Origin of the sequence: Curtobacterium sp. NPDC090223 (assembly GCF_044746585.1) — a bacterium.
In the GTDB taxonomy this organism is placed as follows: domain Bacteria; phylum Actinomycetota; class Actinomycetes; order Actinomycetales; family Microbacteriaceae; genus Curtobacterium.
In genome coordinates this window covers 34,539-54,048 of the sequence record NZ_JBIVCN010000002.1, presented here as the reverse complement: position 1 = coordinate 54,048, position 19,510 = coordinate 34,539, and the positions used below count along the sequence as shown (strand labels likewise).

The following is a 19,510-nucleotide window of genomic DNA, read 5'->3' as shown; positions in this document are numbered from 1 at the left end:
GGCCTGTGGTGGGGGGCTTCCTGGGTCTCCCCTTTCGGGCGGCGCGGGGGGGGGGGGGGGGGGGGGGGGGGGGGGCCCCCCCGGGGCCCCCCCCCCCCCCCCCCCGCCCCCCCCCCCGCGATTCGTCGTTCTCGGGCGGGTGCAATGGGAAGGAACGGGCGCGGGCGCGGGTCAGGCGAGGATCGCGCCGTGGGGGAGCAGCGCGTGCACGCCCCACGTGCGGTTCGCGACCTGGGTGACGCGCATGCTCACGGCAACGCTGGCCATCGCCAGGGCCTCGGCGCGACCGATGCCGTGCAGGCCCGCGATCCAGTCCACCATCCGGTCGAGGGCGGTCGTCGTCGCGGTGTTCAGATCGGCGTCGAACCCGAACGTGATGCGCCCGGCCGGGGTGTCCGCGTGCACGCCGTCGACCGGGGCCGAGTCGAGCAGCGACAGCGTCATCGTCGTGGTCATGCCGCACTCGACCGCGGTGCCGGAGACCTCGCCGTCGCCCTGCGCCGCGTGGCCGTCTCCGACGAAGAGGAGCGCGTCGGGCACCGTCACCGGGAGGTACAGGGTCGCGCCGGCGACGAGCTCGCGGCAGTCGATGTTGCCGCCGCCGACCGAGCGCGGCGGGATGGTCGAGTGTTCGCCGGAGGACTCCGGCGGCAGCCCGACGACGCCGAGGAACGGCGCGGTACGGACACCGAGACCGAGCTGGTTCCGTGCGGTGCCCTGCTCGGGGTCGATGTCCCAGAGGAGCGGCCCGCGGGACGCCGGGTCGGCGAGCCCGAGCGCCCGGTTCACCGGGGTGTCGACGCCGCCCGAGCCGGTGTACCCCCAGTGGTCGGGGACGAGAGCGTCGAAGCGGACGGCGAGGACCTGCCCCGGACGGGCACCCGCGACCGCGACCGGGCCGACCAGGCAGTGCCCCCGGCGCGGGTCGATCAGCGTCGGGACGTCGACGCCGGGCTGCTGCTGGCGTTCCGTGTAGCCCGCGGCGCTCAGGGTGCGGACCGTCACGGTGTCGCCGGGCTCGACCCGGAGGACGGGTTCGCGCTCCGCGGTGAAGACGTCGATGGCGGTCGTGGGTGTGGCGTCGATGCGGTGTCCGGTCACGTGCCGATCCTCGCAGGCCCGACGCGGTGCCGTCAGTGGAACTGGGGGATCGTCAGCCAGATGCCGTACAGGACGGCGGCGACGCAGACGGCGAAGCACAGCCCGGCTCCTGCGAGGGCGATCGGCGGCGTGTGGCCGGACCGCGGCGTCTCCTGGCGGTACTGCGTGCGCTCACCGCCGGCGTCGACGGGCTGGCCGACGCCGAGCAGCCGCAGACCGAGCGTGTAGAGCAGCACCACGCCGACCGCGGACACGAAGCCCACGCCCGCGACCGTGCCGATCGCTCCGAAGTCGATGTCCATCGTCGTGCTCCTCAGCGCTCGGTGGCCGCGGCGACGGGCTCGCGCTCCGCGGCGTCGGTGGTGATGTCCTCGTGCGAGACCGGCTTGCGCCGGGCGAGACCGTAGAAGGTGAGTCCGGCGGCCAGCGCCAGGACGGCGACCAGCACCAGGCCGATCACCGAGGTCGAGGCGAGCCAGGTCGCCAGGCCGCCGACGAGCGCAGCGGCCGGCAGCGTGATCACCCAGGCGACCACGATCCGGCCGACGACGCCCCAGTGCACGTCGGCGAGCTTCTTGCCGAGGCCCGACCCGACGACGGAACCGCTCGTGACGTGCGTCGTCGAGAGCGCGAAGCCGAGGTGCGACGACACGAGGATCGTCGCCGCGGAGCTGGTCTCCGCCGCGAACCCCTGCGGGGACTGCACGTCGGAGATCTTCTTGCCGACGGTCTGCATGATCCGCCACCCGCCGACGTAGGTGCCGAGGCCGATCGCCAGGCCGCAGGCGAGGATCACCCAGATCACCGGGCCGGTGCCGGCGTCCTGGTAGTTCGCGGCGATCAGCGTGAGCGTGATGACGCCCATGGTCTTCTGCGCGTCGTTCGTGCCGTGGGCGAGCGAGACGAGCGACGCCGAGATCGTCTGGCCGTGCCGGAAGCCGGTCGCGGCACCGTGCGTCGTCGCGTTCTTCGTGAGCGTGTACGCCAGGTACGTCGCGACCAGGGCGATGACACCCGCGATCACCGGCGACAGCAGCGCCGGCAGCACGACCTTCGACACGACCGTCGCCCAGTCGACCGAGTGCAGCCCGGCACCGATGATCGATGCGCCGATCAGTCCACCGAACAGCGCGTGGGTGGACGACGACGGCAGCCCGAAGTACCAGGTGGCGAGGTTCCAGAGCACCGCACCCACGAGTCCCGCGAAGATCATCGTCGGGGAGATGTGGATGCCGTCCTGGCCCTCACGGATGATGCCCTGCGAGACGGTCTTCGCGACCTCGGTGGACAAGAACGCGCCGACGACGTTGAGCACGGCGGAGATGAGCACGGCGGTCCGGGGCTTCAGCGCACCCGTTGCGACCGACGTGGCCATGGCGTTGGCGGTGTCGTGGAATCCGTTCGTGAAGTCGAACACGAGCGCGACCACGATCACGAGCACCACGATGACGAGGACGTCCATGGCGGCGACGGTAGGCCTGCGGCGCACCGTCTGCGTGAACGCCCGGTGAACAGGTCCGCCCGTCTGGGAGGATGCTCACGTGCCCACCTTCTCAGCTGCCCGCGGCGACTCCTCGTTCGTCGACGCGCACGGCGTCGAGATCGTCTACTCCACCTGGCGTGCCGGCCGGCCGAAGGGGATCGTGCAGATCGCCCACGGCGTCGGCGAGTACGCGCTGCGCTACGAACGGCTCGCCCAGGACCTCGTCCGCGCCGGGTACACCGTCGTCGCGAACGACCACCGGGGGCACGGACGCACCGGCCTCGGCCAGTGGGACGACGATCGCACGAAGCTCGGGAAGCTCGGCCCCGGCGGGCTCCGCGCGGCGATCGCGGCCGTCGAGCGGATGACCGAGATCGCCCGCGACGAGACACCCGGTGTGCCGCTCGTGCTGTTCGGGCAGTCGTGGGGGTCCCTGATGGCGCAGCGGATCGTGAACACCTCGAGCGAGGCGTACGACGGTGTCGTCCTGTCCGCCAGCGCGTACCGGGTGCCCGGGTTCATGAACAGCGGGGACCTGAACAAGCGGCACGCGGCGACCGGGCCGACGCGGTTCGAGTGGCTCAGCCGCGACCGCGCGGTGGTGGACGCGATGTCCGTGGACCCGCTCGTCGTCGAGGCGAACGTGATCAGCCTGTTCGGGCTGCCCGACGCGGTCCGGCTGCTCGGGGTGCCCCGCCGCGGGATCCCGCACGACGTGCCGATGCTGCTGCAGGTCGGCTCCGACGACACGCTCGGCGGACCCCGCTCGGTGGAGCGGCTGGCGCGGGCGTACCGGGGGCGTGGTGGGCTGTCGGACGTGACGGTGCGGGTGTACGAGGGTGCGCGGCACGAGGTCTACAACGAGACGAACCGTGACGAGGTGGTCGCGGACCTCGTGGGGTGGCTGGGACGCGTGGTCGGCCACTGAACGCGCGTGGCGTCGGACGGGAGGCCGATGGCGGCGCCGCCATCGGCCTCCCGTCCGTCGCGGCGTAGGCTCGGACCGTGCACGGTGAGTACAAGGTCCCAGGTGGCAAGCTCGTCGTCGTCGACCTGGAAGTGGTCGACGACACCATCCAGGAGTTCCGGCTGGCGGGTGACTTCTTCCTCGAACCGGACGACGCGCTGCCGCTGATCGACGCGGCCGTCAACGGGCTGCCCGCCACGACCGACGCCGCCGGGGTCGCCGCAGCCGTCCGCGCAGCCCTGCCCCAGGACGCCGTGCTGCTCGGCTTCACGCCCGAGTCCGTCGGGGTCGCCGTCCGCCGTGCCCTGTCGCGCGCATCGGCGTGGAACGACTACGACTGGCAGATCGTCCACGAGGGCCCGATCAGCCCGAACGAGCACCTGGCGCTCGACCAGGTCCTCACCGAAGAGGTCGGTGCCGGCCGTCGCGGGCCGACCTTGCGGATCTGGGAGTGGGACCAGCCCGCGGTCGTGATCGGCTCGTTCCAGTCCCTGAAGAACGAGGTCGACCCGGCGGGCGCGGCGAAGTACGGCGTCGAGGTCGTCCGGCGGATCTCCGGCGGCGGCGCGATGTTCATGGACGCCGGCGCGATCATCTCGTACTCGCTGTACGTGCCGACGGACCTCGTGCAGGGCATGACGTTCGCGGACTCGTACGCGTACCTGGACGAGTGGGTGATCGAGGCGCTCAAGTCCCTCGGCATCGACGCGTACTACCAGCCGCTCAACGACATCACGTCGACCAAGGGCAAGATCGGCGGCGCCGCGCAGAAGCGCCTCGGGACCGGTGCGCTGCTCCACCACGCCACCATGAGCTACGACATGGACGGCGAGAAGATGGTCGAGGTCCTGCGGATCGGCCGCGAGAAGATGAGCGACAAGGGGACGACCTCGGCGGCGAAGCGCGTCGACCCGCTGCGGTCGCAGACCGGGTTGTCCCGCGCGGCGATCATCGAGTCGCTGATCGGCACCTTCACCAAGCTGTACGGGGCGACCCCTGGGCAGGTCACGGACGCCGAGCGGGCGCGGGCGCAGGAGCTGGTCGCCTCGAAGTTCGCGACGAAGGAGTGGCTCGAGCGCGTCCCGTGAGCTGGTCGGCGGCCGAGGGAGGGGGGATCCTCGGCCGCCGCGGAACCAGTGTGGGTGTCCGACCCGTGAACCACACATGTGGATCATGAGAATCACCCGCGCGGCTGATCCGCCGCCCCGGAGCGGCACGTAGCCTCGCTTGCGTGAACTGGTTGATCCTCCTGGGGGCGGTGGCCGCTGCGGTCGTCGTGACGTGGATCGCCGATCGCCTGGGGTGGATCGACCTGTCGAACAAGTCGACCAACAGCGGGGGATCCGGTGGTGTCATCTCGATGATGGACGAGGTCTTCGCCCCGACCCGCCACGAGACGCAGGCCGAGTACGAACGGCAGTCACGCCTGCCGCGGGAAGCGCCGACACCCGCCGACGACGACCACGACCTGCTGAGCGGGAGCGTGCTCATCAAGGTGCCGGCGGTCCGGGGCGCCGGCCGGCACGAGGCCCGCGCCGGCACGCACGACCGCTCGTACTGAGCGGGGCCGTCAGCGGGTCGTGAGCTCCTGGTAGTCCGGGTGCCGCTCGATCCACGCCGCGACGTAGCTGCACTGCGGCACGACACGGAGCGACCCGGTGCGGACGTCGTCGAGCGCGTGCTGCACGAGCAACGACGCGTGCCCGCCACCACGGTGCGCCGGGTCCACCTCGGTGTGCACGAAGCGGATCTCGTCGCCGTCCGTCTCGTACGCGGCGAAGCCGATCACCTCGCCGTCCTCGACGAGGGAGTACTGCTGCTGATCGGTGTCGTTGCGGACGTCCAGTGCCATGCCCACGACGCTACGCCCGAGCCCAGAAGAGGGGCCTGTGCGCCTGCTGTGACGACCGCTACCCTCAGCGCGTGACCGAGCAGCACCCCGGCGTCGAGCCCGCCCGTTTCCGCACCCCACCGGGGTGGCCCGCCCCGTCGGCCGCGTGGGTCGAACGGCACCGCCTGGCGGAGCCGGCCCTCGGCTGGGTCCCGGCCCCGAGCCTCCCGGCCGCCCCGCAGGGCTGGCGGTTCTGGGAGCTGGACCGGCGCGCGTTCGCGGCCGACCGTCGGAGCCTGGTCCTCGTCCTGGTCGGGCTCGCCCTGGTGCTGGTCGGCATCGCCACGGTCGTCGCGGTGTCGGTCCTGGGCGGCGACCTGCGCGGACTCGCCGTGCTCGGCCTGGTGCCGGTCGTCGGCGGTGCCGCGATCGCGATCACGAGCAGTGTCCGCCGCGCCGTCCTCCGCGCTGCCGCGGCCGACGGTGTCGTCGCCGCCGCCCGCGAACGTCGCGCCGCGGAGCCCATCGACCCGGAGGCCGCGTGGGGCGTTCCCGGAGCCCTGCCCTTCGTCGAGGCGTCCGGCGACGAGCGGCGGTCGCCCGTGCGACGTCGTGACCGGATCGGGGTCACCGTGACGGCGGCGGCCACGGCGGTCGTGACGATCGTGGGTGCCGCGGTCGCCGTCGTCCCGCTCGTGCAGGAGACGGTCGGCGGGGGCGGACAGACCCTGGCGCTCGGGCTGCAGGACGATGCACCGGCACCACCGACGGCCTCGGCTTCGGCGGATCCGGACACCGACCCGGCTCCCGACACGGACCCGACGACGCCGCCGGCGCCGTCGACCGTGGCGGTCGACGCCGTCCTCGAGGAGGGGACGGCGCTGCAGGCGGACTGTTCGGTCGCGATGGCGGGTCGGACGGACCCCGCGCACTGCTGGGCCTGGTCGCTCACCGCACCGGCCGCGTGCGAGGCCCAGGTCACTGCCCGGTTCGGCCAGGACGCGAACGGCCCGGCGACCCGGACCGAGAAGCGCTTCGTGTCCCTGTCACCGGGGGTGCCGCTGTCCCTCGTGCTCCGCGGCGGCGAGACCATCGCCGGACTCGACCACCCGACCTGCGTCGGGACGGCAGCCGCGCGGTACCCGATCGGCACCTACGACGCCGGCGTGGACCTGCCGGACGCGGACTTCCCCGCGGCGTGCGACGACTGGGGGTGCGACGGGTTCATCTTCGACGCCGAGGCATCGTGCGACCAGGCGACCATCGAGGTGCACGTCTTCGACGACGTCGCGGACCATCACTCCCGGGACTACGTGGTCGTGCAGCCGGTCGCCGACGGGACGAGCACGACCCACAACGAGGTCTTCGTGCCGTACGACCACGGCGAGCAGCCGGCCGACGCCGAGGTGTCGTCCGTGACCTGCGAGGACTGACCCGGCGCGGACGCCTGTCCGTCCGCGCACGGTGGCGCGGGCGGACAGGCGTCGCGGCTACTCGGCGGAGTGGCGGCCGTGCGGGTGGTCGCCGTCGTCCAGCCGGGAGGCTCCGGTCGGCTCCGCAGGGTCGGCTGCGGTCGCGGGGGCGTCGGCCTCCAGCGCCGCGGCGTGCGCGGCACGTCGGGTCCGGATGGCGCCGGTCGTCGTCGCGGGCTCGTCGATCGGCGCAGCCGCCGAGTGCGCGCCGTGCGTGGGGGCGTCCGGGAGCGGCGCGCGGGTGTCACCCGCGACGTCCTCCGGCAGCACCGACACGTCGGGCGTCGCCGTGGACCGGGCCGAGCGCGGCTGCGCGGGCACGTCCGGGGACGTCGGGACCACGTGCATCGAGCCGGTGTCCGGGGACACGAGCGATCCCGAGCGGGCGGCCGCGCCCTGGGCGTCGACGGTCAGGCGGTCCTGGTCGTCTCCGTCCCCGCCGGAGGCCGCGGCACGGGCGGTGTCGGCCTGCTCCTGGAGCGCCGAGGTCTTGCGCAGCGGCGGCACCCGGAAGAACCACGTCAGCACGAACGCGATCAGGATCACGGCGAGGCCGACGTAGTACACGGTGACGGCCGAGCTGCTGAACCCGACGAGGAAGGGGCGGGTGAGGCGCTTGTCCGCGCCGTTGAGGAACGAGGTGTCGCTCGTCGCGGAGCTCGAGGAGGAGCTCGCTGCGGAGTCGCCGCTCTTGAGCTGCTTGATGAGCGTCGGCGTGACCTCGTCGACGACGTTCGAGCGCTGGGCGGCGTTCGCGTAGTCGACCTGGAGCGTGCCGTCGACGACCTCGGCGTTCGCCTTGGACGCCGCCGTCTCGAGGGCCTGCTGCTCGGCCGCGGGCTTGGCGGCTGCGACCTGTTCGGTGATGACCGACTGTGCGGCGGAGGCGGGGACGGTGCCGGCGTCGACCTGTTGCTGCACGGCGGCGGTGACCTGCTTCGTCACGGCGGCGTCGGCGGCCTCCTTCGCCTGGACCGCGCCCTTGTCGAGGCCGTCCTGCACGTTCTTCTTCACCGGGTCGACGATCTTGTCCCAGATCTGGTCCATCACGCCCTTGTTGTCGGACGCGTTCGCGACCGAGGGGGTGAGCGCGGCGTTCAGGGCGCTCGACAGGTCGGACTTGTTCTGCATCGCCGTCGTGATGTTCGTCGGCATCAGGGTGAAGAGCACCGAGAGGAGCACGGCGGTGCCCATGGTGCCGCCGATCTGCCGGAAGAAGGTCGCCGCGCTGGTCGCGACGCCGATGTCCCGCGGCGACACCGAGTTCTGCGCCGCCAGGGTCAGCGTCTGCATGAGCTGACCGAGGCCGAGCCCGATGCCGAACATCCCGAGCATCAGGAACCAGAGCGGACGGTCGGCCGTCAGGAACGTCAGGACGGTGAACCCGATGGCGGTGAACGCGGTGCCGGTGATCGGGAAGACCTGGTAGTTGCCGGTCCTGGCGATGATCTGGCCGGAGGCGATCGAGGAGATCATCAGGCCGAGGACCATCGGGAGCATCGCGAACCCGGACTCGGTCGGCGTGACGCCCTTCACGATCTGCAGGTACAGCGGGATGGTCAGCATCGCGCCGAACATCCCGAAGCCGACCAGCACGGACAGGATCGCGGACATCGAGAACACCCGGGACCCGAAGAGCTTCAGCGGCAGGATCGCGTCGTCGCCCATGGCGCGCTCGACGATCACGAACCCGAGCAGCCCGAGTGCACCGATCACGTAGCAGGCGAGTGCGCCCGGCGAGGACCAGCCCCACGTGCGGCCCTGCTCCGCGATGAGGAGCAGCGGCACGAGCGTGACGATGACGAGCGTCGCGCCCCACCAGTCGATGCGCGGCTTGCCGCGGTCGCCGAACTTCGGCAGGTGCAGGAAGGTCAGGACCATGCCGAGGGCGATGATGCCGATCGGGACGTTGATCAGGAAGACCCAGCGCCAGCCGGCCACGAAGAGGATCTGGTCGGCGCCGGCGAACAGGCCGCCGACGAGCGGGCCGATGACGCTGGAGATGCCGAACACGGCGAGGAAGTAGCCCTGGTACTTGGCGCGCTCGCGCGGGGCGAGCATGTCGCCCATGATCGCCAGCGGCAGGGACATCAGACCACCGGCGCCGAGACCCTGCAGCGCGCGGAACCCGGCGAGCATCAGCATCGAGGTCGAGAACGACGCGGCGAACGAGCCGATGATGAAGATGCCGATCGCGGTGAGGAACAGCGGGCGCCGGCCGAAGATGTCGGAGAGCTTGCCGTAGATCGGCGTGGTGATGGTGCTCGCGATGAGGTACGCGGTGGTGACCCAGGCCTGCTGGTCGAGCCCGTGCAGGTCGTCACCGATCGTGCGGATCGCGGTGCCGACGATCGTCTGGTCGAGGGCGCCGAGGAACATGCCGGCCATCAGGCCGTAGATCACCAACAGGATCTGTCGGTGGTTCATCACGACGTTGGACGCCGTGGTGGGTCCCGCGGGTGCGGTCGCCGTCTGGGTCATGTGCAGGGTCTCCCGGTGCCGGAGCGCAGAGTCAAGAATTTTGCGCTGTCTGCAAAGTTACATCTGCCGCAAGGCGTTGGTCCGCGTCAGGGCGGGTTCCTGTGTGGATCGGCAGCGATCCGTCGAGGAACAGTAGGGTCGCCGTCATGAGCACGCCCGACGGGATCACGCTACGCCCGACCTCCCGGAGTGGTCCACGGCCGGTGGTGATCGTCCTGCCGGGCGGCGGGTACGAGGAACACGGCGCCGCGAGCTCCGAGCCGATGGCGGAGTGGTTCGCCGGCATCGGCGTGCACGCGTTCCTGTTCCGGTACCCCCTGCGCACGCCGGACACCGTCGGGCCGCTGCACCCCGCACCGATCGACGCGACCCGTGCGGTGTTCACGTGGCTACGCTCTGGACAGGCGGCGGTGGACACCGGCCTCGCGATCGACACCGAGCGGATCGGTGTCGTCGGGTCGAGCGCCGGCGGCCACCTCGCCGCATGCCTGGCGAACGGCATCGACGACCCGTCCCTCGACCGGCCGGCGTTCTGCGTCCTCAACTACCCGGTCGTGTCGATGGAGCACCCGACCAGGCCCCGTCCGGTCGTCGGGCTCCTCGGCGACGCACCGTCCTGGCGGACGCGCCGTGCGCTGTCGATGGAGACCCGGGTCGACGAACGGACGCCACCGACGTTCGTCTGGACGACGGCCGACGACCGGATCGTGCGCGCGACGAACGCGCTGTCGTACGCAGACGCGCTGGTCCGGAACGAGGTCGACGTCGAGGTGCACGTCTTCCCGCACGGCCGACACGGGCTCGGCACCGCCGTCCGCGAACCGCACACGTCCCAGTGGACTCGACTCTGCGAGAACTGGCTGCGGTACCAGCGCGTGCTGCCCGACTAGGCGACCCCGGCCTCCTGACCGGTTGGAGGCCCGGCGCACGTCCGTCAGACGGCCGCCGTCTCGACGATCCTGCGCACACCCCGCGCGGCCAGGTCCGCCGGATCGGCCGCGGTCCGGCTCGTCACCACGGTGACCGCCTCGCCGGCGGCGCGGAGGCGGTGCCAGCGGTCGAAGACCGCGCCCCCCGGTGCGAGGTCGGCACGGCGGCGGGGCAGATCGGCCTCGTCGACGTCGACCACGACGGCGGTCGTCCGCACGGTCGGGGCCGGCGCCGCGCGGCGTGCGTCGGCGACGACCTCGGCGTAGCGACGGCCGAGGGGCTTCACCCGGTTGTCGACGTCGAGCAGACCGAGCGTGTACTCGAGGTCCTTGAAGTCGCCGAGGTCGCGGGAGACGTCGTGGGAACACCACCACGTGACGGCGTGCAGGTGCTCGGTCGTCAGGGCGGCGGCCACCGTGCGCTCGAGGAACTCGGGCATCTCGTCGTCGGCGAGGTGGCGGTCCGGCGCGCCCACCTCCTGCAGCCAGACCGGTCGGCGGAGGTCCGTCGCGAACGCCTTCGCGAGCTCGATCATCCACTCGGCGTGCCGGACGGACTCGTCGGAGAGCGCGCCGTACCGCCCGGCGACGCCGTTGAAGATCCACGAGTGCACGGTGGTGACGTCGCCGAGGCGGCTGGCGTGAGCCGGCACGAAGGGGTGTCCGTCGCGGTACCAGAGGTGGTCGTTCTCGCTGTGGGTGACGACGTGCCGCGGGTCCCTGTCGCGCGGGGCGCCGAGCAGGGACTCGAGCCAGTGCGTGACCTGGTCGGTGTCGGCGGGCATCGCTGCCGGGTTCGGCGGCTGGAACTGGTTGACCTCGTTGCCCAGTGTCAGGCCGGTGAAGTTCGGGCGGTCGCGCACGGCGTCGTACACGGCGGCGACGAGGTCGGCCTGCGCGCTGATCGCCGCCGGGTCGGTGAACATGTTGCCGTCGTGCCAGTTCACGAGCCACGCCGGGACGAAGTCGAAGCCCGACATGTGCCCCTGGATCACGTCGACGCTGGCGTCGAGACCGAACTCCGCGGCGACGTCGACGACCTTCGCGACGTCGTCGAGCGCCTGCCGGCGGATCAGCGTGCGGTTCGGTTGCAGCGTCGGCCAGAGCGGGAAGAGCCGCACGTGGTCCAGGCCGAGGCCGGCGATCGCCTCGAGGTCGCGGCGGACCGCGTCTTCCTGCACCGACTGCCACTGGAACATCCAGTCGGTGGACGGCACGTAGTTCACGCCGAAGCGCGGGGCGGTGGTCATCGATCTCCCTCGGTCGGTGCGTGCGGTGTCGCGGGTCGGGTCGGTGCCGGTCCGGTGGAACCGCGGACGTGCAGGGCGCGGCCGCTCACCTCGGCGTCGCCGACGTCCTCGCCGCGGACCAGGCGCTCGACCAGGGCGACCGCCGTGCGCGCTGACTCCTCCACCGGGGCGTCGAGCGCGGTGAGCGTCGGGCGGACGATCGACGACACCCAGGAGTCCTCCCACGCGACGACGGACAGGTCGTCGGGGACGCGGACGCCGAGTTCGGGGGCGTGGGCGATCACCTCGGCCGCGATCGCCTCGCCGTCGAGGACGATCGCGGTCGCGCCGTCGAGCCGGCCGAGGAGCTCGGCGACCGGGTCCTCGGCGTCGGCGCGCCAGGCCAGGACGAGCGCGTCGATCCCGCGTTCCCCGGCGGCGGCGGTGAACCGGGCGTCGCGTGCACCGGTGTGCGCCAGCGAGGGGCCGTCGCCGACGCGGGCGATCCGCCGGTGCCCGAGTCCGTCGAGGTGGTCGAGCAGGGCGCCGGTGGCATCGGCGTCACCGACCGTGACGGCCGGGATCGTGCTGCCGGGGATCGGTGCCCCGAGCATCACGGCCGGTGCGGACAGGTGCTGGAGGAGCGAGGCGCGGGGGTCGTCGGTGCGGACGTCGACGAGCAGGAAGCTGTCGACCCGCTGCTCGGTCCACCACTGGCGGTAGACGTCCGCTTCGTCCTCGGCGCGGACCAGGGTCATCGAGAGCGACCACCCGATCGCGGCGAGCGGCTCCGTGAGCCCCGCGATCAGACGCATCGTGAACGGGTCCCGTTGGAAGGTGTCCCGGGAACGGGCGAGCACGAGGCCGAGGCTGCGGCCCGCGTTGCCCGACAGCTTGCGGCTCGCCAGGTTCGGCCGCCAGTTCAGGTCGTCGGCGGCCTTGCGGATCCGGGCGGCGGTGGCGGCCGAGACGTTGGGTCGGCCGTTGAAGACGTGGGAGACCGCCGAGGTCGAGACGCCGGCGCGCTTGGCGACCTGCGCGATCGTCACGCGACGACGGTCGACGGCTCCGGCGGTGGTGTCGCTCATGCCGACGAGCGTAGAGGGTTGACCGGTTCGTGTAAAGCGGTATACGTTGCTCGTCACCTGAAGTACACCGCTGTACCAAGCACACCGCGAACCGCTCCACCTTCCACTGCCAAGGAGGCACCGTGACGGACGGAATCAGCAGGCGGACCCTCCTCGGAGCCGGCCTCGGCGCCGGGGTCCTGGCCCCGATCCTCGCCGGGTGCGCCGCGCTCACACCGGCTTCGAGCGGTCCGGGGACCCTCAGCGTGCACACGCAGCTGAGCGGTGCCGTCGCGGGGGCCCAGACGTTCACCGACGTCGTCGCCGCCTACCGCCGACGCACGAGCAGCAGGGTCGCGCTCCTGTCGAACGGCTCCGACCTGCCGATCGTGTTCGAGACGAGTTCGCTCGCGGGCAAGGAAGCCGACGTCGCCATCGTGAACATGGTCGGGCGCACCCTGTCGTGGACGGGGGAGCACGCGACGATCCCGGTGAACCGGTACCTCGACGACTGGGGGCTGCGGGACGAGATCATCCCCGCGGCGATCGACGAGTGGACCGATGACCAGGGCCGGGTCCGCGCGTTCCCCTTCACCAGGACGAACTGGCCGGTGTCGTACAACACCGCCCTGCTGGAGCAGGCGGGCGTGAGCGAGATCCCGACCACGTCCGACCAGCTCGTCGCCGCGGCCGACCGGCTCCGTGCCGCCGGCATCGGGCCGGTGACCGTCGGCGGCTCGGACTGGAGCGGGCAGAAGCTCCTCATGCAGATCATGCAGGGGTTCATCACCCAGGACGAGGCGACGAAGGTGTTCTCCACCGGCAAGATCTCGGAGTCCGCCGGCGCGGTCCGGGGCGTCGAGCACTTCGTCGAGCTCCGCGACGCCGGCGTGTTCGTCGACTCGGTCCAGGGCTTCACCTCGGACTCCGAGCTCACGCAGTTCAACACGCGCAAGGCGGCGATCGTCCCGGCGATGTCGTCCGCGCTCGCGCTCGTGTCGAAGGAACGCGCGGCCGAGGTCACGGTGGGCGGCTGGCCGGTACCGTCCGCGCACGCCGCGATCGCGCACCCGAGCGTCATCAAGAGCTACAACGGTCACGGCATCTGGATCAGCGAGAACGGTCGCGACAAGCTCGACCTCATCAAGCCGTTCGTGCAGTACCTGTACTCGTCGGCCGTCACCAGCGAGTTCGTCCTCGACTCCGGGCGCGACATGAGCCGCATCACGGACACCGTCAGCCAGGACTTCCCGCTCGTCGCGCAGGCGTCCGAGCTCACCGACGACCAGGTCACCCCGGTGATGCTGCCCGACCTGCTCGTGCCGGACTCCGCCTACGAACCGATGATCCGCGCGACGTCGCTCGCGTACGGCACGGGCACGTCGGCCGAACGGATCATCGACCTGTTCGAGCGCGCCTACACCGCTGCCTGACCCTGCGGCTGCCGGTCAGACCCCCTTTCCCTCCCCCCGATCCACCCGTCCGCAAGGAGCGATCCATGGCAGTGCTCGTCGAGGAACCACCCGTCCGGTCCGCCGGAACGCCCCCGCGCCAGGTCCGACGCCGGTCCTCCGGCGTCGGTGAGGGCCGTGGCCGCTTCCCGACCTTCGCGATCCCGGCGCTCGTCTGGTACGGCGTCTTCATGATCGGACCGGTCGTCGCGATGATCGTCATCGCGTTCCTCAGCTGGCCGGGCATGCTCGTCACCCCGACGTTCGCCGGGCTCGACAACTTCCGCGTGCTGTTCTCCGACGACACCTTCTGGGCCGCCGTGCGGAACAGCACGATCCAGATCGTCGTCGGACTCCCGATCATGATCGTGCTCGCGTTCCTGCTCGCCTTCCACGTCGTGCAGAAGCCGAGGGGGCACAAGGCGCTCCGCTACCTGCTCTTCATCCCCGCGCTGATCTCGGCGCCGGCGACGGCGATGATGTTCTACGCGATGCTCAACCCCGACGGCCTCGTCAACGGGGTGCTCGCGACGCTCGGCATCGGCGGGAAGGCGTGGCTCGCGGATCCGGCCACCGCGCTCGGCGCCCTCATCGTCGTGGACCTCTGGGCGGGCATCGGGTACTCGGCCGTGCTCATCGCGTCGCGGCTCGACGGCGTCGACAACGAGGTCGTCCAGGCGGCCCGGATGGACGGCGCCGGGTCGTGGCGCCTCGCGTGGGGCGTGTACTGGCCGATCGCGCGCGACTTCATCGGCGTGGTCGCCATGCTGCAGTTCCTGTCGATGCTCTTCAGCTCGGCGCAGAACGTGCTGCTGCTGACGCAGGGCGGACCCGGCACCGCCACCACGACGCTGTCGTACCTCGTGTACCAGAAGGCGTTCGTCGACACCGACCTCGGCTACAGCCAGGCCGTCGGCGTGGTCCTCTTCGTCCTCGGCCTCGTGGGCATGTTCATCATCCGCCGCGTCCTGCGCAAGACGCACTGACCAGGGAGACCACCATGGCGAAACCGACCGCGGGCACCCGGCTCCGCGACCGCATCGGCTCGATCACCGGCGGCACCATCGCCTGGGTCTACGCGGCGCTGCTCATCCTGCCCTTCTACTACTTCGTCGTGTCGTCGTTCAAGGACAACGACGGCATCTTCGAGTCGCCGTTGGCGCTGCCCGCCAGCTGGGACCTCAGCAACTTCACCGACGCCGTGCGGCAGGCCTCGCTCGGGCCCGCGATCGCGAACTCCGCGATCACGACCGTCGCCGCACTCGTCCTGACCCTCGTGCTCGCGCTCCCCGCGTCGTTCGCGCTCGCCCGCGCCACCGGTCGTGCCGGACGGATCGTCGAGGGACTGTTCTCCCTCGGGTTCCTCATCCCGTCGTTCGCCGCGCTCTTCCCGACGTTCCTGCTCGCGGCGGCGATGGGACTGTTCCACACCAGGACGTTCCTCGTGCTGCTGCTCCCGGCGACGGCCATGCCCCTGGCCGTGGTCATCCTCACGCAGTTCATGCGGACCATCCCCCGCGAGCTGGAGGAGGCTGCCTCGATGGACGGCGCATCCGCCTGGCAGGTGATGCGGCAGGTGTACCTGCCGATCTGCATCCCCGGCATCGCGACCGTGCTGCTGCTGAACTTCCTGTCGTTCTGGAACGAGTACCTCTACGCCCTCGTGCTGATCGGCCCCGACACCGCGCAGCGGACGATCCAGGTCGCGCTGCCGACGCTCAAGGTCGACGCGGGCACCGACTACGGCATGCTCATGGCCGGCACGCTCGTCACGCTGCTGCCGGTCTACCTCGTGTACACGATCCTGCAGCGGCAGATGCAGAAGGCACTGGTCTCCGGGGCGATCAAGGGATGACCGACTCCACCGCCACGACCGGCGTCACCCCGCGGGCGAGCGACCTCGACGTCCGCGCCCGCATCGGCCAGGTCAACCAGCGGCTCAAGGGCTGGGAAGCCGTCCGCTGGATCGACGGCAGACCCCGGATCACGGACGTGCTCCGGGCCGAGGTCGACCGGTGGGGCGGCATCGGCGCGGTGTACGGGGTGCTCCGCGCCGATCCGTGGTCCGGCGTGCACTGGGGCAACGGCGTCCCGCCGGAACGCTCCGCCGAGGCGTACGCGGCCGTCCAGGACCACGTCGTCGCGCACAGCGACGGGCGAGTGCCGACGCTGTTCGTGGAAGAGGTCCCGCACGGACTGCAGGCCCTCGGCGGGACGACCGTGCCCGTGAACCTGGCACTCGGTGCGGCGATGGACGTGCAGCTGGTGGAGGAGCTCGCCGCGGCCGTCGCAGCCGAGGTCCGTGCCCGCGGGACCCACGTCGCCCTGGTCTCCGGGCTCGACGTCCTCCGCGACCCGCGGTGGGGACGCGCCGAGGAGTGCTGGTCAGAGGACGCCGCGCTCGCCGCCCTGATGGTCGGGGCGACCGTCCGCGGCATGCAGGGCGGCGGCGACGGCCCCATCGACGGTCGGCACGTGGCCGTCGTCGCGAAGCACCTCGCCGGGCAGGGTGCGGGAATCGGCGGACGCAACGGCTCCGGTGCGCCGATCGGCCGGCGCGAACTCGCCGAGGTGCACCTGCCGCCGGCGCTCGCCGCCGCGCGGGAGCACGTCGTCGGGTTCATGGCCGCCTACAACGACGTCGACGGCGTCCCGTGCTGCGGCAACCGCGACCTGCTCACCGCCACGGTCCGTGAGGCCTGGGACTGGGACGGCCTGGTGATGGCCGACGGCACCGCGATCGACCGGCTGCGCGACGTCACCCCCGATCCGGCGACCGCTGCCGCCGTCGCCCTGCGCGCCGGGGTGGACCTCAGCCTGTGGGACGAGGCGTTCACCCACCTCGACGAGGCGCTCGACCGTGGGCTCGTGGACCTCACCGACCTCGACCGTGGGGTCGACCGGGTCCTGGCGGTCAAGGACCGGGTCGGGCTGTTCGGCGAGGCGCCCGCGACCGCCACCGGTGCGGAGCGCGAGACCCTCGTGCTCGCGGACCGTGCCGCGCGTCGTGCCGTCGTCGCGCTCGGCGACACCGCGCTCCGGGTGCGCGCGGACTCGACCGTCGCGCTCCTCGGCCCGAACGCCGACGACCTGGACGCGCAGCTCGGCGACTACTCGCCACCGCGTCCGACGACGGACCCGGCGGCGTCGACGGTGCGCTCCGCACTGGAGGCACGGCTCGGCCCCGACCGCGTCCGGTACGCCCCGGGGAGCGGACTCCGCGGGCCGCTGCCGGACCCCGACGCGTCGGCCGACGTCGCCGCGGCCCTCGCTGCCGCCGACGTCGCGGTGGTCGTGCTCGGCGGGTCGAGCCGCCGCACCTACGACGACGGCTTCGAGGACAACGGCGCCGTCAGCGGCCCGGCACCGGACACCACGAACGGCGAGGGCGTCGACCTGGCGTCGGTGGCGGTCCCGGACGCGCAGCTCACCGTGCTCCGTGCGGCGCACGCGTCCGGGCTGCCGGTCGTGGCCGTGGTCGTCGACGGGCGGCCCCGCGTGCTCACCGACGTGACCGCGCTCGCGGACGCCGTGCTGGTCGTGCCGTTCCCGGGTCCGGCGGGCGGCGCGGCTGTCGTGGACGTGCTCCTCGGTGCGCCGGCGGACGGCCGGCTGCCCGCGACCTGGCCGGCCGCGGACGGCACCTGGCCGGTGGCGCACGACGAACGGCTGGAGACCGCTCGCGGCTACGTCGACGTCGCCGAGCCGTCGCTCGCGCTCGGTCTGCCGGGGCCGGGCGCGGGGGTGGAGGTGGGACTCGGGGACGTGCGCGGTGCGCTCACGGTGTCGAGCCTCCTGGCCGGAGCCGTGGTGACCGTCCCGGTGACCGTGACCAACGGGTCGGAGCGCGACCGCCGCGTCGCGGTGCCGCTGTGGTCCCGCCGCCGGGAGCCAGGTGTCCGTCCGCGGCGACGTCGGGTGCTCGCACTCGTCACCGTGGACGTCCCAGCGGGTGCGACCGTGCGTGCGGAGTACGTGCTCGGGCTGGACGCGCTCGGCACGTGGGGCGACGACCTCCGGCTCGGCGCCCGGCCGCTCGAGGTGGTGTACTGGACCGATGCCGTCACCACGCCACCGGACTCCGCTCGGCTGGTCCGCGTGACCGACGACGACGGACGCATCCCGTGGGTGTCGTGACCGGCGTCGACCTCGCCGGCATCGCGCCGACGATCCGCGCGGCGGCCGACCGTGTGCGCACGGCGATCGGTGACGAGGTCGGCGACCGGGTCGAGCGTGCGCTCGGACGGACACTGCGGGACACGATCTCCCTCGACGAGGACGGCGCCTTCGTGATCACCGGTGACATCCCAGCGATGTGGCTCCGCGACTCCACCACGCAGATGACCCCGTACCTGCGGCTGGTGGCGGAGAGCCCGGCGCTCGCCGACGTGCTCTGGGCGGTGGTGCGTCGGCAGTTCCGGCTCATCGACCACGACCCCTACGCGAACTCGTTCAACCGGGAGCCGAACGGGGCGCACTACGAGCCGGACGACCTGAACGCGGACCCGCTGGTCTGGGAGCAGAAGTACGAGGTGGACAGCCTCGGCTACCCGGTGACCTTCGCCCACGCGCTCTGGCGGAGGACCGGCAGGGTCGACGTCCTCGACGCCACCGCACACCGGGTGTTCCGGACGATCGTCGACCAGTGGCGGCTCGAGACCGACCACGAGCGGTCCTCGTACCGGTTCGTGCGTCCCGGGGCGGTGGCCACCGAGACGCTCGCGCGAGACGGGCGCGGGACGCCCGTCGCGGTGACGGGGATGACGTGGAGCGGGTTCCGGCCCTCGGACGACGCCTGCACGTACGGGTACAACGTGCCCGCGAACCTGTTCGCCGCCGAGGCGCTGCTCGCCGTCGCGGCCATCGCACGCGAGGTGTGGGACGACGGCGCGCTCGCCGCCGACGCCGATGCGCTGCGGACCACGATCCTCGACGGGGTCGCACGGCACGGTGTCGTGCCCGGACCCTCGGGCGCGGACGTGTACGCCTACGAGGTCGACGGGCTCGGCGGCGTGCTGCTCATGGACGACGCGAACACCCCGTCGCTGCTGTCCCTGCCGCTGTCGGCACCCTCCGTGGTGGACCCGGCGGTGTGGGCGGCGACCCGGGAGTTCGTGACCTCGCCGGCGAACCCGTTCTGGTTCGCCGGGTCGGCCGCCGCCGGCATCGGCAGTCCGCACACGCTGCCGGGGCGGGTGTGGCCGATCGCGCTCGCGGTGGAGGGGCTCGTGTCCGGGTCGGGCGCCCGGCAGCGGGAGGTGCTCGAGCTGCTCGTGGCGACGGACGCGGGGACCGGTGACATGCACGAGTCGTTCGACGTCGACGACCCGACACAGTTCTCGCGGCCGTGGTTCTCGTGGGCGGACGCGATGTTCTGCGAGGTGGCGCTGGTGGCGGCCGGGGTCGGGGCTGCTTGAGGCGCCGCCGGACTGCTGAGGCGCCCCCGAACCGCCGAGACGCCGCCGGATCCGGCGGCGTCTCGGGGAGCGTGCGGTGTCT

Annotated in this window: 17 protein-coding genes; 10 read left to right on the top strand and 7 right to left on the bottom strand. The window is 72.2% G+C overall.

What is annotated here, in order from left to right:
• Positions 1 to 171: 171 nt before the first annotated feature.
• The 3 genes from ACIPJY_RS04845 to ACIPJY_RS04835 are packed head-to-tail and all read right to left on the bottom strand — an operon-like array spanning position 172 to position 2,563.
• A complete protein-coding gene (locus ACIPJY_RS04845) occupies positions 172 to 1,101 on the bottom strand; it encodes an acetamidase/formamidase family protein (RefSeq protein ID WP_400467507.1) in 930 nt (309 codons plus the stop codon).
• A 32-nt stretch (positions 1,102 to 1,133) separates the two neighbouring features.
• The gene (locus ACIPJY_RS04840; RefSeq protein ID WP_400467509.1) at positions 1,134 to 1,403 is read right to left on the bottom strand and encodes a hypothetical protein; all 270 of its coding nucleotides are present in this window, start codon (positions 1,401 to 1,403) and stop codon (positions 1,134 to 1,136) included.
• A gap of 11 nt (positions 1,404 to 1,414) precedes the next feature.
• Positions 1,415 to 2,563, bottom strand: coding sequence for an anion permease (locus ACIPJY_RS04835; protein ID WP_400467511.1), 1,149 nt, complete (start codon positions 2,561 to 2,563; stop codon positions 1,415 to 1,417).
• A 79-nt stretch (positions 2,564 to 2,642) separates the two neighbouring features.
• Between ACIPJY_RS04835 and ACIPJY_RS04830 the strand changes: the two genes are divergently transcribed.
• The 3 genes from ACIPJY_RS04830 (at position 2,643) to ACIPJY_RS04820 (ending at position 5,112) form a co-directional block, all read left to right on the top strand.
• Positions 2,643 to 3,512: an alpha/beta fold hydrolase gene (locus ACIPJY_RS04830; RefSeq protein ID WP_400467513.1), complete on the top strand. Its 870-nt coding sequence runs from the start codon at positions 2,643 to 2,645 to the stop codon at positions 3,510 to 3,512.
• 77 nt (positions 3,513 to 3,589) lie between these two features.
• Positions 3,590 to 4,639, top strand: coding sequence for a biotin/lipoate A/B protein ligase family protein (locus tag ACIPJY_RS04825; RefSeq protein WP_400467515.1), 1,050 nt, complete (start codon positions 3,590 to 3,592; stop codon positions 4,637 to 4,639).
• A gap of 143 nt (positions 4,640 to 4,782) precedes the next feature.
• Entirely contained in the window at positions 4,783 to 5,112 is a 330-nt protein-coding gene (locus tag ACIPJY_RS04820; RefSeq protein ID WP_400467517.1) for a hypothetical protein, read from the top strand.
• A 9-nt stretch (positions 5,113 to 5,121) separates the two neighbouring features.
• Here ACIPJY_RS04820 and ACIPJY_RS04815 read toward each other — a convergent pair whose 3' ends face one another.
• Positions 5,122 to 5,403, bottom strand: coding sequence for a GNAT family N-acetyltransferase (locus tag ACIPJY_RS04815; protein ID WP_400467519.1), 282 nt, complete (start codon positions 5,401 to 5,403; stop codon positions 5,122 to 5,124).
• Between the two features lie 71 nt (positions 5,404 to 5,474).
• Between ACIPJY_RS04815 and ACIPJY_RS04810 the strand changes: the two genes are divergently transcribed.
• The gene (locus ACIPJY_RS04810) at positions 5,475 to 6,815 is read left to right on the top strand and encodes a hypothetical protein (protein WP_400467521.1); all 1,341 of its coding nucleotides are present in this window, start codon (positions 5,475 to 5,477) and stop codon (positions 6,813 to 6,815) included.
• Positions 6,816 to 6,872: 57 nt separating this feature from the next.
• Here ACIPJY_RS04810 and ACIPJY_RS04805 read toward each other — a convergent pair whose 3' ends face one another.
• Positions 6,873 to 9,335 carry an MDR family MFS transporter gene (locus ACIPJY_RS04805; protein WP_400467522.1) on the bottom strand — a complete coding sequence of 821 codons (2,463 nt, stop codon included), beginning with the start codon at positions 9,333 to 9,335 and terminating at the stop codon, positions 6,873 to 6,875.
• A 146-nt stretch (positions 9,336 to 9,481) separates the two neighbouring features.
• Between ACIPJY_RS04805 and ACIPJY_RS04800 the strand changes: the two genes are divergently transcribed.
• Positions 9,482 to 10,225: an alpha/beta hydrolase gene (locus ACIPJY_RS04800; RefSeq protein ID WP_400467524.1), complete on the top strand. Its 744-nt coding sequence runs from the start codon at positions 9,482 to 9,484 to the stop codon at positions 10,223 to 10,225.
• Between the two features lie 44 nt (positions 10,226 to 10,269).
• On the opposite strand, the gene ACIPJY_RS04795 is transcribed toward ACIPJY_RS04800, so the two are convergent.
• Both ACIPJY_RS04795 and ACIPJY_RS04790 read right to left on the bottom strand, forming a co-directional pair.
• Positions 10,270 to 11,514, bottom strand: a complete 1,245-nt coding sequence (locus tag ACIPJY_RS04795) for a cellulase family glycosylhydrolase (protein WP_400467526.1) — start codon at positions 11,512 to 11,514, stop codon at positions 10,270 to 10,272.
• A complete protein-coding gene (locus ACIPJY_RS04790; protein WP_400467528.1) occupies positions 11,511 to 12,581 on the bottom strand; it encodes a LacI family DNA-binding transcriptional regulator in 1,071 nt (356 codons plus the stop codon). The genes ACIPJY_RS04795 and ACIPJY_RS04790 overlap by 4 nt, the downstream gene beginning before the upstream one ends.
• A gap of 122 nt (positions 12,582 to 12,703) precedes the next feature.
• Here ACIPJY_RS04790 and ACIPJY_RS04785 point away from each other — a divergent pair, with 122 nt between their 5' ends.
• From ACIPJY_RS04785 to ACIPJY_RS04765, 5 genes are all read left to right on the top strand, one after another.
• Positions 12,704 to 13,993: an ABC transporter substrate-binding protein gene (locus tag ACIPJY_RS04785; protein ID WP_400467530.1), complete on the top strand. Its 1,290-nt coding sequence runs from the start codon at positions 12,704 to 12,706 to the stop codon at positions 13,991 to 13,993.
• Between the two features lie 65 nt (positions 13,994 to 14,058).
• Positions 14,059 to 14,997, top strand: a complete 939-nt coding sequence (locus ACIPJY_RS04780) for a carbohydrate ABC transporter permease (protein ID WP_400467532.1) — start codon at positions 14,059 to 14,061, stop codon at positions 14,995 to 14,997.
• 14 nt (positions 14,998 to 15,011) lie between these two features.
• A complete protein-coding gene (locus ACIPJY_RS04775; RefSeq protein ID WP_400467534.1) occupies positions 15,012 to 15,866 on the top strand; it encodes a carbohydrate ABC transporter permease in 855 nt (284 codons plus the stop codon).
• The gene (locus tag ACIPJY_RS04770) at positions 15,863 to 18,148 is read left to right on the top strand and encodes a glycoside hydrolase family 3 protein (protein WP_400467536.1); all 2,286 of its coding nucleotides are present in this window, start codon (positions 15,863 to 15,865) and stop codon (positions 18,146 to 18,148) included. Before ACIPJY_RS04775 ends, ACIPJY_RS04770 begins: the two co-directional genes overlap by 4 nt.
• On the top strand, positions 18,145 to 19,428 hold the full coding sequence (locus ACIPJY_RS04765; RefSeq protein WP_400467538.1) for a glycoside hydrolase family 125 protein: 1,284 nt from the start codon (positions 18,145 to 18,147) through the stop codon (positions 19,426 to 19,428). The genes ACIPJY_RS04770 and ACIPJY_RS04765 overlap by 4 nt, the downstream gene beginning before the upstream one ends.
• Positions 19,429 to 19,510: the final 82 nt, after the last annotated feature.